Source organism: Acidithiobacillus sp. TH-A35 (assembly GCF_057473505.1).
In genome coordinates this window covers 1-12,484 of record NZ_JBYCKR010000006.1, presented here as the reverse complement: position 1 = coordinate 12,484, position 12,484 = coordinate 1, and the positions used below count along the sequence as shown (strand labels likewise).

General features: G+C 62.0%; 12 protein-coding genes. 4 read left to right on the top strand and 8 right to left on the bottom strand.

The window, feature by feature from the left end; translation table 11 throughout:
• Positions 1 to 204 precede the first annotated feature (204 nt).
• The 3 genes from AC2VNK_RS00285 to AC2VNK_RS00275 all read left to right on the top strand — a co-directional run bounded on the left by AC2VNK_RS00285 (position 205) and on the right by AC2VNK_RS00275 (position 2,162).
• The gene (locus tag AC2VNK_RS00285) at positions 205 to 429 is read left to right on the top strand and encodes an AbrB/MazE/SpoVT family DNA-binding domain-containing protein (protein ID WP_486882404.1); all 225 of its coding nucleotides are present in this window, start codon (positions 205 to 207) and stop codon (positions 427 to 429) included.
• Entirely contained in the window at positions 426 to 1,211 is a 786-nt protein-coding gene (locus tag AC2VNK_RS00280) for a helix-turn-helix transcriptional regulator (protein WP_486882403.1), read from the top strand. Before AC2VNK_RS00285 ends, AC2VNK_RS00280 begins: the two co-directional genes overlap by 4 nt.
• Positions 1,212 to 1,334: 123 nt before the next feature.
• The gene (locus tag AC2VNK_RS00275) at positions 1,335 to 2,162 is read left to right on the top strand and encodes a hypothetical protein (protein WP_486882402.1); all 828 of its coding nucleotides are present in this window, start codon (positions 1,335 to 1,337) and stop codon (positions 2,160 to 2,162) included.
• On the opposite strand, the gene cobC is transcribed toward AC2VNK_RS00275, so the two are convergent.
• The 8 genes from cobC to AC2VNK_RS00235 are packed head-to-tail and all read right to left on the bottom strand — an operon-like array spanning position 2,159 to position 11,083.
• A complete protein-coding gene (gene cobC, locus AC2VNK_RS00270) occupies positions 2,159 to 2,800 on the bottom strand; it encodes an alpha-ribazole phosphatase (RefSeq protein ID WP_486882401.1) in 642 nt (213 codons plus the stop codon). The genes AC2VNK_RS00275 and cobC overlap by 4 nt on opposite strands.
• Before the next feature lie 11 nt (positions 2,801 to 2,811).
• Positions 2,812 to 3,654: a hypothetical protein gene (locus tag AC2VNK_RS00265; RefSeq protein ID WP_486882400.1), complete on the bottom strand. Its 843-nt coding sequence runs from the start codon at positions 3,652 to 3,654 to the stop codon at positions 2,812 to 2,814.
• A gap of 42 nt (positions 3,655 to 3,696) precedes the next feature.
• Positions 3,697 to 5,001: a UDP-glucose dehydrogenase family protein gene (locus AC2VNK_RS00260; RefSeq protein WP_291521943.1), complete on the bottom strand. Its 1,305-nt coding sequence runs from the start codon at positions 4,999 to 5,001 to the stop codon at positions 3,697 to 3,699.
• Complete coding sequence (locus tag AC2VNK_RS00255) at positions 4,998 to 6,815, bottom strand: ABC transporter ATP-binding protein (RefSeq protein WP_486882399.1); 1,818 nt, start codon at positions 6,813 to 6,815, stop codon at positions 4,998 to 5,000. The genes AC2VNK_RS00260 and AC2VNK_RS00255 overlap by 4 nt, the downstream gene beginning before the upstream one ends.
• A gap of 11 nt (positions 6,816 to 6,826) precedes the next feature.
• Positions 6,827 to 8,071, bottom strand: coding sequence for a glycosyltransferase family 4 protein (locus tag AC2VNK_RS00250; protein ID WP_486882398.1), 1,245 nt, complete (start codon positions 8,069 to 8,071; stop codon positions 6,827 to 6,829).
• Positions 8,068 to 9,330: a glycosyltransferase gene (locus tag AC2VNK_RS00245; protein WP_486882397.1), complete on the bottom strand. Its 1,263-nt coding sequence runs from the start codon at positions 9,328 to 9,330 to the stop codon at positions 8,068 to 8,070. The genes AC2VNK_RS00250 and AC2VNK_RS00245 overlap by 4 nt, the downstream gene beginning before the upstream one ends.
• Positions 9,327 to 10,745 carry a glycosyltransferase family protein gene (locus AC2VNK_RS00240; RefSeq protein WP_291522265.1) on the bottom strand — a complete coding sequence of 473 codons (1,419 nt, stop codon included), beginning with the start codon at positions 10,743 to 10,745 and terminating at the stop codon, positions 9,327 to 9,329. The genes AC2VNK_RS00245 and AC2VNK_RS00240 overlap by 4 nt, the downstream gene beginning before the upstream one ends.
• Positions 10,745 to 11,083, bottom strand: a complete 339-nt coding sequence (locus tag AC2VNK_RS00235; RefSeq protein WP_486882396.1) for a hypothetical protein — start codon at positions 11,081 to 11,083, stop codon at positions 10,745 to 10,747. Before AC2VNK_RS00235 ends, AC2VNK_RS00240 begins: the two co-directional genes overlap by 1 nt.
• A 367-nt stretch (positions 11,084 to 11,450) precedes the next feature.
• Between AC2VNK_RS00235 and AC2VNK_RS00230 the strand changes: the two genes are divergently transcribed.
• Positions 11,451 to 12,293: a DUF6502 family protein gene (locus AC2VNK_RS00230; protein ID WP_486882395.1), complete on the top strand. Its 843-nt coding sequence runs from the start codon at positions 11,451 to 11,453 to the stop codon at positions 12,291 to 12,293.
• The last annotated feature ends 191 nt before the right edge of the window (positions 12,294 to 12,484 follow it).

Below are 12,484 nucleotides of genomic sequence, written 5' to 3'. Positions count from 1 at the left end.
ATGAGTAGGACTCTGCAGATAATCCATTGCGGCGACGCCAAACTGTACATCTACTAACTTTTGCTGGTCCATGATCAATCCTTACGCTGTCCTTTTTAACGATGTGCATGCATCGTATACGCCTTATTAAACTGGTACAATATGACAATTTATACTAGTATACATTTTACCATGAGGACTTGTATTGCATCCCGGAGAAAAAACATGGAAACCAGACCGCCTCCCGCCATTACCCTCAAAACTAACCTGCATGCGGGTCAGGAGGTGACGCTGCGGGTCGAGGCGGGCCGGGCCATCGTCGCGCCGGTTCCCGCAGACCACCTGACGCGCAGCGAACACCTGGATCGCTTTGATCCGCTGAAGCACGGCGGAGAAGTCATGACCGATGATCGAATAAGCGCTGGGCATTTGCTGACTGTCTACCCATGACCGGCAACGCATCCCTTCTCGGCGATTTCATCCGCCGTCACCGCGAAAAAGTCACCCCGCAGCAGGCGGGCCTCAGCATACAAGGACGACGACGCACCCAGGGTCTGCGTCGTGAGGAGTTGGCCCTCCTCTGTGGAATCAGCAGCACCTGGATTACCTGGATAGAGCAGGGCCGCCCCGTACAGCCCTCCACTGCCGTACTGGACCGTCTGAGTCAAACACTGCAACTCTCCGAAGCTGAACGCGCCTACCTGTTCGATCTGGCCGGCCGTGCTGATCCCACTGCCGACAAAGCCCATACCCAGCCCCCGCATTCGGTACTGCGGATTGTGCACGCCCTGGACACACCCGCCTATGTACTGGATCGCTATTGGAATGCAATCGCCTGGAACACGGCCGCGGCGGCGCATTTTGTCGGCTGGATGGACCAACCCCCGACACCGGGCAGCCCGCCCCCTAATCTGCTGGAATTCCTCCTGCTGAATCCCTCGGCGCGCAGTTTTGTCGCCGACTGGGAAGGCCGTACCCGGCGGGTCATCGCGGAATTTCGTGCGGATGTGGGCAAGCACCTGGACGATCCGCAAATGGCCCGCCAAATCGAGCATCTTCAGCAAAACAGTCCGATTTTTGCTCAGCTCTGGGCTGCACAGGATGTCGTCGAACGGGAGGGTGGCAGGCGGGTTTTTCAGCACCCACAGCACGGGCAGGTGGTCTATGAGCAGAGCACGTTATTGCCAGCGACCAGCACCGATCTCAAGCTGGTCATCCTGCTGCCGGAATAGGAACCAACTATTTCTGGCTTGCTGGCTTTGTCACGGCGCGCCCTCGGCATCCCACAATGCCAATTCTTGTTCCTTGCCAAACTTGTGGGCATAATTCCCGCACATTCAAAAGTTGATTTCCAGATGATTCATTCGCACCCAATTACAGAGGAATGGGAGGATTGCATGCGGTTTCGATCATTGGTAGGAATAGGCATTCTGTCCTCGTGGGCAGTAGTATCAGTTGCGCATGCGGCTCCCCGTTTCACTGTGGGCAATGTGCCATCGTACTACCAGGGGAATTACGGAACAGGCAGCCATATCAACATTTTTTACGATGCCACCTATTTCCAGTTTCGAAATCGGGACCTGCGTCTCAAGTTGATGGTTCCCTACATCTCCGTTTCCGGGTTGCCCCAGGGGGCACGGCTTACGGGTGGGGGTGTTGTCCACCGCTCTGGCACGACACAAACCCGGAATAACGCGAGCGGTCTGGGTGACATCTGGTTATCCGCACACTACACGGTTTACCAGAGAACCGGTCTTTTGCCCGCCGTGGTGCCCTATGCCAAGGTCAAGCTTAGTACAGCCTCCGCCGCCAATGGATTGGGCACCGGGCGCAACGATTACGAGATCGGCATGGGTCTGGGCCAGACCATTGGCACCCGCATCTTTCCATTCGCCCATCTGGGCTACCGTTTCGTGGGCAATCCCGTTGGCGGCAATCTGCACAATATCTGGACCTATGACATAGGTTCCAGCTTTGTTGCCACGCCACGCAACATCCTTACAGCGATGTTTTCTGGTTCCGAATCCGAGCAGCCGGGTTATGCGGGTCCGGCAGACATTGTTTTTGCCTGGAACTACAATGTCACGCGCGCCGGTAGTGGTATTCAGCTCTATGGAGACAAAGGATTGTCTAATGGCAGCGCGAATTACGGTGTTGGCCTAGGCGCTCAGGTCGTCTTTTAACTGGTTCCTGGAGATCCGTGCAGATTCTTGAATAAAATACTATCTTCGCCGACCCACGGACCGTCGGCGAGGCTGAGGCGGCCGTCCTGCCAATGGATAGTAGTAAGGGAGCCGTTCGCGATTTGCACTTGGCGGAATCTCGCAAGCGGTTCGCCCCGGATTTCAAGGACGGCGGTCCTGATCACCCCTGTATGGGTAACGACCAGGATCGGTCCGGGTCCTGCGGCGGTGTCCTGGAGGAAAGAGCGTACGCGGCGCTGAAGATCGGAAAGGGACTCCCCACCCGGAGGCGCCACCTCGTCAGGGGCCCTTTTCCAGCGGCGCAACAACTCGGGCCACCGAGTTTTGATCTCCGCTTGCTGCAAGCCTTCCCAGTCGCCGTAACTCATCTCCACCAGCCGCTCATCCGTGGCGATGGGCAGACCCAGGCGTTCTGCGACGATACTCGCGGTGGCATAGGCCCGCTTCAGCGGGCTGGCCACAATGGCGGCAAGGTTCAGGCGCGCGAGGTGTTCCGCAACCCTTCGCGCCTGCGCCTCGCCGTTGGGCGTGACTTCCGGGTCGCTGCGGCCCTGATAACGCCCGCTGCGATTCCATTCGGTCTCACCGTGCCGCAACAAAAACAGGATGGTCTCCATAACCGGGGCTTTTAATAACGCCAGGAAACACCGGCCACCAGCCTGCTGCCGGCATGGATGCTCTGACCCGCCAGATCCATCTGGTAGGCGATGAGCGGCCGCACGTTTTTGGTGACGGCGTATTCGAGTCCGACACCACCTCGCAATATATTGTAGAATTCTGAGGCGTTGGGGGTTGTACTGACAGCGAGCGCGTTACTGGCCAGCGTTTTGGAAAAAAAAAGAGTACCGATGACGGTGAGGCGCCGGATGAGACCGACGCCCGCCACCGCCGAGGCCCGCACCTGCGTCACACCATCCCTGACGTAGATGCGCGGGCCGACTGAAAGGCCAGCGTACGCCAGCCGGGACCCGAAATTATGCTCTACTCCCACTTCGTAATCCGGTTCGACGGCCAGGGCGCCGGTCCCGAGTTGGGGGGTGGTCGATGTCCGCCCGGTGGGAATGATCACGTTGACGGTAATTGCGTCGGCGAAGTGCGCACGCTGTCGCAATCCGTAGGAGAGGCCGATCTGTTGATCCTGCAACCCCCCTGCGGAATAGGACGCCTTCGGTTTGGATTTGGTGAGCAGGGCGGCGCGCAGTTGGTAAACCAGCGCCCAGCCCTGCCCGATCCCTTGCTCGCCGTCGATACGGAATTGCGTCTCCGAAAGCTTTGAATGGGTCGGGGTGGTGGTGGTGCTGAATGAAGTCTGCGGGAAGAGGCTGTCGGAGTGATAAAATCTCACCGTGGCCTTGATTTTCCCGGACCCTGCGGGGGGAATCCACGGCTGGGCATACGCGGACTGGCCCCATCCCGCGTAACAGACAACCAGCATGACCAGGGCCAGGGGCTTCCTGCGGCGGATATGCATGGGTTGAGCCTCTCCTGTGTAAATGATAACGCCGGTGTGTGCCTAGTTGGCGAAGGCCAGATATTCGAACCCCATGCCGCGCATCTCGTCCGGCGAAAGCAGCCCACGACCGTCCATGACCGCCTTACCTGCCATTGAAGAGTGGACGTGCGACCAGTCGAGGCTGCGAAACTCCGGCCAGTTAGTGGCGATCAGGACGGCATGACAACCCCGTGCCGCAGCATAGGCATCGGCACAATATTCCAGGGCAGCATGAGGCGGCAACACTTTTTGCGCGGTAGATATAGCGGCCGGGTCATAGGCCTGGACAACAGCGCCCTGCTGGCAAAGCATGGAAATCACGGACAAGGCAGGTGACTCGCGCACGTCGTCGGTCTGTGGTTTGAAAGCCAGCCCGAGAACGCATACCGCCTTGCCGTGGAAGCCCCCCAAGGCGTCGCCAAGTTTTTCGACGGCGAGACTGCACTGGCCGGCGTTGATGTCCGTGACCGCATGCAGAAATTGCGAATAATACCCCTGCTGTTCCGCAATGGCGGAGAGGGCCAGGACGTCCTTGGGGAAGCAGGAGCCTCCGTAGCCAAGGCCGGACTCCAGGAATTCGGCGCCAATGCGCTCGTCGAACCCCATGCCTTGGGCAATGGCATGGATATTGGCCCCTACCCGCTCGGCAATACGGGATATCTCGTTGATAAAAGAGATTTTGGTGGCGAGGAAGGCGTTGGAGGCGTATTTGGTGAGTTGGGCGCTGGCCGGGTCCGTCAACAGGACCGGGCAGCGCAAGGGGGCATACAACGCCGCCACCTCTTCCGCCGCAGCACTGTCCCAGGCACCGATCACGGCGCGATCCGGGTGGAAGGTGTCATATACCGCCGACCCTTCGCGAAGAAATTCGGGATTGACGACCAGCGGGGCATTGATCCCCGGCGACAGATGGCTTGCCAGGATGGCGGCCACGCGCTCAGCGTTCCCGCCGGGAGGGGTGGTGCTCTTGAGGACGACGATGAGGGGCTGCGTCGCCGCGAGGGCGACCTGCCGGGCGGCCTCTTCCACCTGGCTCATGTCGGCATGTCCGCTGGGAGTCGGCGGCGTGCCGACGCAGATGAAGGCCATATCTGCATGCTGCATGGCTTTCTGGCAAGAGGTAGTGAAATTGAGGCGGCCGGCCCGGACGTTCCGTTCCACCAGTTCGGGAAGCTCTGGTTCAATGAAGGGGATCTGGCCCTGACGCAGCAGGACGATCTTCCCTTCGTCCATGTCCACTCCCGTGACGTGGTGCCCTAACTCGGCCAAGCAGGCTGCGGTCGTCAACCCTACATACCCGACACCAATGACTACGATGTGCTTCATACTGCCTCCTGCGTGATACTCATGGATGATTTGTAGTAACCCTGCTGCCAGAGTCGGGCATATTGGCCCCCTTGCGCGAGAAGCTGCTCATGGGTTCCGTCCTGAATGATGCAGCCGTGTTCGAGAACCAGTATCCGGTCGGCGGCGGCGATAGTCGCCAGACGGTGGGCGATGACCAGGGTGGTGCGGCCACTGGTGAGGCGATTCAATGCCTCCAGCACGCGACGCTCGGAGAAGGTATCCAGCCCGCTGGTAGGCTCGTCGAGGATGACGATAGGCGCATCCCGCAACATGGCCCGGGCAATGGAGACACATTGCCGCTGCCCGCCGGACAGCGATGCCCCCCGCTCTCCGACCAGGGTGTCGTAGCCGTCGCGCAGGCCCCCGATGAGGTCATGGAGGCCAACCGCCAGCGCTGCGGCAACGGCCTCTTCGCGCCCCGCACCAGCGCGACCGTAGGCGATGTTCTCCCAGATGGTGCCGTGGAAGAGGAGCGGTTCCTGCAGGACCAGGGCTATCTGGTCGCGGACAGAGGCGACTTTCAGGTCGCGCAGATCGCGCCCGTCCAGCAGGACCCGCCCTTCTACGGGATCGTGGAAGCGGGGAATGAGGCTCACCAGCGTGCTTTTGCCGGCGCCCGTAGTGCCCACCAGGGCCACCGTCCGGCCGGAATCCACACGGAAGGAGATATCCTGCAGCACCAGTTCACCGGTCTGGTAACCGAAGGAAACGGAGCGAAATTCCAGCGCACCGGTACAGGATGGCAGAGGCACGGCGTTCGGGGCATCCCGGATATCGGGTTCTTCGGCGAATATATCCCCGAGGCGTTCGGCCGCCACCGTCGCCTTGCTGACGGTCCCGGCCATCTTGGCGAACTGGCGCAGAGGCGCCGCCATGCCGCGCAGGTAGGCGAGAAAAACCAGCAATTCGCCCGTCGTGATGCGCCCGGCCAGCACCTGGGAGGCACCGTACCAGACAGCTATCCCCACGGCTGCGGCCACCAGGCCGCCCACCAGGGGGGTAAAACGCATTTGCAGTTCGTTGGCTTCCAGTGCCGCATCCAGGCTCTGTTCGGCGCGTTCGCGAAAGCGGTTTTCCTCAAAGGATTCCCGGCCATACGCCTGGACGACAGGGATGCCGGCGATGCTTTCCTGCGCCATGCTCCACAATTCGCCTTCTTTCCGCCGCGCCAGGCGGAACGCCTGCTTGAGGCGCCGGGTGTGACGCTGGGTAATCACCAGCAGCAGGGGGACAGATGCTATCACCACCAGGGCGTAGCGCCAGTCAATGGCGAGCATGATCCCGGCCATGCCGACGATGGTGAGCAGGTGGGCAAAGAGCCCCGTTCCCACCGACACGACAAAGTCCTGAAGGGTCTGAATATCGCCACCGAGCCGAGCCATGAGATCCCCGCTCTTCTGACGACGGTGAAATGCCAGCGAAAGCCGCTGCAGATGGGCGAAGAGGGTGCGCCGGATGTCGAAAACGGCGCGTTGACCCACACGCAACAGCAGGCGGCCCCCGGCGTAGGCCAGCGCAGCGTCGGCCACGGCGAACAGGAGCATGACAATCCCTAGGACATCCAGCAGCGCCACGCGCTGGCCGAGGGGATCCGGCAGGAACCCGGCAAGCCAGACAGGCAGAGGTTTCTGAGAAATCACACTGTCGATGACGAACTTCAAGGGCCAGGGAATGACCAGCAACACCATGGCCCGCGCCGTCATCGCCAGAGCGGCGCCGGACAGCGCCGCCCAGTGCGGATGCAGGAACCGGCGCAGGTCCCAAAGGGAGAAGGGGGGTTGCCTCTGGTCCATCGCCGCACCCATCACATCGGCCCGGATCGCAGGGCGGCGATGATATCCGTCACCTGCCGGGCGGTTCTGTCCCAGCCGAAGATCCCCCCTGCCGCCTCGCCGGCACAGTGCCCCATGGCCTGCCGCTGCGACGGCCCGTTCAGCATGGTGAGGATGCAGCCGACACAGGCCGCAAGGTCCCCCGGCGGGAAGAGCAGACCGGTCACGCCATCCTCGATCAGGCTGGGTAGCTGGCCGATTCGGGGCGCCACCACGGGCCGTCCGACCGCCAGCGATTCCACCACTTTGAGGGGCGAGAAATAGAACCCGTCCTGGGGGAGGTAGGGCGCTACCGTAAGGTCCATGGCGGCAAGGTAGCCGGGGATATCTTCGTGGGGTACGCGCCCGGTCATGATGACCTTGCCACCGAGACCATTTTCCGTCGCACGGCACTGGAGGGCGGCGCTGCCGGGGCCTTCGCCCACCACCAACAGCACCGCCTCCGGCAACTGTCGGCTGACCAGCATAAAAGCGTCGAGCAGAAAATCCAGGCCATGCCAGGGCTTCAGGCTGCCAACGAAGCCGATGACCGGTCGCCCATCGAGCCCGAGGCGTGTGCGAATCCCCTGTCCATCCACTTGCGGGTGGAAACGGCTGATATCCACCCCGTTGGGTAGCACGGTTACACGATTCGCCGGCACCTGCCGGGAGAGCACGTGCTCACGAACGGCTTCTGACACGGCCACGATATGGTCGGCCCGCTGGAAGGCCGCGACTTCCGCCTCTTCCGCCATGGCCTTCAGCCGTAATCCCCGGAAATGCTCCTGTTCGTAGACCAGGGGCGCATTCACTTCCAGCACGTAAGGCACCTTCAAAGCGCTGGCGAGGTCGCCGCCGGAGCGATGAAAGAGCGCATAACGCTCATAGAGCGCGTCCGGCCGCACACCTGCCGTATCCAGGGCATCCAGGGCGCGCGCCGCGAGCCGGCGGTCGCAAATCAGCTTGTCGATCTCCCGGCGCACAGTCTGGTCATATTCATCCTGCCCGATTCCCAGCCGTTCCCCCTCGCTACGGATCTCTGTGGGATCGGCGTCGGGCGGCAACTCGATCAGCCGCGCCGGTGGGTAAGGATTCCCCTTCCCCTGCCTGGCGCAGAGTAGCGTGACCTCGTGCCCGGCGCGTGCGAGCGCAGTGGTGAATTCCCGCACATGCACCGATGCCCCTTTGTCCCCGAGGACGGGGATACCGCGATCCGCGCACAGGTATACGATATTCATGGCTGCACACTCTGCACGAAAAGGGTGCGCAGGGCCTTGGCGGTCTCCCAGCATTCGAAGCGCTCCTCTATCTTGCCCCGGCTCGCCGCCGCGAGGCGGCGCCGCAGCGGCGCGTCGGCAAGCACCCGTTCCAGGGTGTCGGCCAACACTACCGGGTCCCGCGGCGGTACCAGCAGCCCGGTACGGCCGTCCTCGATCAATTCGGGGATACCCGAAACCGAGGTTGAGACCACGGGCGTGCCAGCCGCCATGGCTTCGGCCAGGACGTTGGGGATGCCGTCCCGGTCTCCGTCCTCCGTTACATGGGGGGCGAGAGCGAAAACGGTTGCTTGTCCGTAAAATGCCAGGAGGCGGTCATGAGCCATGGCGCCCGGCAGGGTTACCATAGCCGTCAGGCCCAGCTCGGCGATGTGGGTCTCCAGTTCCTGGCGCAACGGGCCTTCACCGACGATGACGCAACGAAAGGCGATCCCCCGGCTGTGCAGCAGGTGGCAAGCGGTAACCAGGTCCCGCATCCCTTTTTTAGGGACGAGGCGGCCCACCGAAAGGATCAAGGGCAGATCGGCATTTTCCGCCAGCGGAAAATCCGCAAAAGAATCGCCCTGAGGAAAGGCCGCGAGATCGATACCGTGGTAGACGAGATGGATTTTGTCCCAGTCCTGGCGCGGCAGAAAACCGCGCAGGTATTCGACATTGTAGCGGGTGCAGGTGAGGACGAAATGCGCCGACTCAATCCGTCGGCGCATGGCCTCCTGGGGAGTCAGGTAGAGATCCTTGGCGTGCGTTGTGAAGCTGTAGGGAATATTGCACATGACCCCGGCCAGGCGGGCGACAGTAGCGGGTGCATTGGCGAAGTGAGCGTGGAGGTGTTGAATGTTGTTCTGCAGACAACCATGCGCCACATAACCGGAACGCATGAACTGTTTCCCGACGCTCAGTGGCCGGCGGGTGCGGATGGACCACCACAACGCGAGCCCGGTGGCGTGCAGATAGCGCAGCGGCGCCCGGGCCGCCACGACGGCGTGCCCCCTGGCTAGCGCAAAAATGATCCGGGGCCAGGTGAGGGGAAGATAGGTCACGGTCGCCCGGACCTCCGAAACCGTGGGATGCCGGGGGGCGTCCTCGGGCCGCAGGAGCGAGAAAATATGCAGGGGAGTATCCAAACGCTCCAGTGCGCGCATTTCGTTGAGGATGAAAGTCTCCGAAAGGCGCGGATAGCGCTTCAGTACATAACCTACCGTCGGGGTTGTCGCCGTCATAGGGATACCCCCGCGCTCGTTCCAGGACGGAGCATCTCTTCCAGTACCTCGGCAACGCGATGAACGCCCCCCAGGTCCACGGTATCCCATTGCTTTCCCGGCGGACGGTCGCCGGCAACGGCGGCCGGCACCAGCTCCACCAGTCGGTCGACCAGGTCTTCCTCGGGTTGTATCATCCACACGAGCCCGAGCTGGCTCAACGTCGTTGCGCGGAGCCATTGCTCCATGCGCGGTATCGAGCGTGGCACCAGGATGGCCGACTTCCTGGCGGCGAGAATCTCTGCGGTGGTGTTGTACCCCCCCATCGCCACTACCAGATCGGCAATGTGCAGCAAGCCCACGAGTTCGGTGGTATAGGGGATAATCTGGATGTCCGGGCGCTGAGCAGCAATCCTGGCCAGCGTCTGATACTGGTCCGGCGGCATGAGCGGCCCGGGAACGACGATGCTGTGCACCGTGTTCTGTGGAATCCGGCGCAAGGCCTCAAGATAGGCATCAATCAAGGCATATCCATCGCCGCCGCCGCCGACGGTAACGAGAACCACCGGTAAACCCGACGGCGCCACCAGCACGTCCGGAACGCCGTGCAGGCCCGTGCGGGCGACATAACCGCAGTAGCGCACTTTGGCCGCCACCTTCGGTGAAAGGCTGTAGGCACTCACCACGTCGAATAGGTGGCGACTGCCGTAAACCAGGATCTGGTCATATTCCGTCTCCAGCAACTCGTAGATGCCTTGTGCCTGCCAAACCTGGCGCACGGTCTCGGGGCTGTCGATGACATCTCTCAGCCCCAACACGGTGCGGGTCGCCGGCATCTCCTCCCGGATGAACTGCAGCGCCGGCAACAGCTCCCCTTTCATTCCCGCCGGGGCATGATCGACCAGGAAGAAGTCGGGCCGGTAGGAGGCAATGGCGTCCAGGATCGCCGCCTCACGCAGCGCCTTGACCACCTCGAAGCTGGAGGAAAGATCTCTGGCCGTATATTCCTCGGCGCCAACCTTGATGACGGGAGGGAGGGCCCGCACTTCCAGGCCTGCCGGCATCGGCCAGGAACCAGCCATGGGGGACCCAGTCAGCAGCATCCCGGAAAAAGGCGGTTTACGCTGCATAAGGTGCTCGACGATGGCCAGATTCCGCCGTAAATGGCCAAGGCCGAAGGTGTCATGAGAATAGAGGAGTACTCGTCGCGCCGATCGCCCATGCTTTGCGGCGGACCAATGGTGCAAGGCAACTGTGGGTATCGGCTGCCCCGTTGCTACGAAAGTGCCAGGGGAGGACGGGGAATCACCGGCAAACAACAGGTTCTGCCGGATTCCCCGGCCCGCGTAGCGCTGGCTGGTGGGCATGGGATCCGCCGCCTGCGCAAGGGGCAGGCGGCGGTATCGCTCCGTTCCCCGCTGTATGAGGGGTTTCATCACCGCCCTCCTGAACGGAGAGATTGGAGAAAGGGCTTGCCGAAGGTTTTCCGAATCGTCACTGGTGAGACTTGTTCGGCGGAAGATTCGGTCTGCGGCAATAAGTTGTCCGGACGGCGGTAGGAATGGCGATTCCTGCGCCAGCAATCCATACAGAACGTCGTCCAGGCGCCATCGAGAAAGATGCGCACCGCGTGCGGGCTGTGATGGCCGCAAATAGTGCCGACAGTAGCGTCGACATCCCTCACCTGCTTCATCTCGGGTGCAAACTGCCAGGCTCCCAGCATAAGGGGAGCTTCGTCGTGTAGAACTCGCTGTTGTTCATAAGTGGTTGTCATAACACCCTCCTTGACTCTCTCCATTGTTGGGAAATGCTACAGATCGCGGCACCCGAAAGAGGGTAGTGGTAACTTTTCCCACTGTCAACAACCACCCAGACTCAAGCCGGACACTCGTGCCGTTCTCCGGTCCGGGCTACGGACCGCTCCCCGGCAAAGCGCCGCCCGGTCATCGAATTTGTGCATATAGGTTGTCTGGTACATGACGTCTTCCTTTCCGATGGCCGGTCGACATCGGCATTCCGCTACCGTATGATCAGCGTAGTGGGATATTTTACCACGTCAAGCAATCTGCGCCTAAGTGGGAATATATACCACTACACACTACACTCAACGTGAACCTGATCGAGGCGAACCTGGGCATGCCATGAACGAAGCATTGAAGACAGCGGTATTGGCGATCCTGCGCCCTTTGGTCCGATATCTGATCGGGCAGGGGTGGACCTATGGGGCGTTGACGGACGCGCTCAAGATGGTGTACGTAGCGGAGGCGAGCCGGCATTATGGGAAGGCCACTGGGCGGCCGCTGACCAACAGCCGGATCAGCCTACTGACCGGGATCCACCGCAAGGAGGTCAAGCGGCTGCGGGTGCTGCTGGAGAAGCACGGGGAGCGACCGATGTTGCGGCATGGGGCCAACATGGCGGCGCAGGTGGTGGCCGCCTGGATATCGATGGTGGAGTATACAGACCCCGCAGGGCAGCCCCGGCCGTTGCCGCTGCGCAGTGTGGCGGCGCCGAGCTTTGAAGGGCTGGCGCGCCGGGTCAAGGCCGACATGCGCCCGCGGGCCATATTGGACGAGTTAGGCCGGGTGGGGGTGGCCCAGGAGCAAGAAGGCGTGGTGCACCTGCTGCGCGCTGCGTATATTTCCGATCTGCCCGAAGACCAGGTCGCTTTTTTAGGAGAGAACGTCAGCGATCACTTGCGCAGCGCAGTACACAACCTGGAAGGGGGGGAACCCTTTCTGGAACGGGCGCTGTATTTCGATGCGCTGCCGGCGGCGGTGCTGGAGGAGGCGCGGCCGGAACTCTACCGGATGGGCGAGCGCTTGTTGCGCGAGGCCCATCAGCGGCTGAACGCAGCCGAGTCGCCCGAAGGGCCGCAGCGGCGGCTGCGCCTGGGGGTCTATTACTACGAAGAAGACGCCGCGGCGGAACCGGCAGCAGAACCGACAGAGGAACGGGCAGCAGGGGACGAGCCGCATGCCTAAGGCCCTGCGCCGGTGGAGTCTAGTCCTGGCCCTGGTGGCCCTGCCCGGGACGGGGGCCTTTTCCGACCCGGCGGGCGGCGGGCTTGGCGGACTCGGCATCCACCCCGGTGGCATCGGCGGCACGGGCATCCAGCCGGGGGGCATCGGCGGGACGGGCATCACGGCCCTGGGGGTGATCCAGCGCTTCGGCA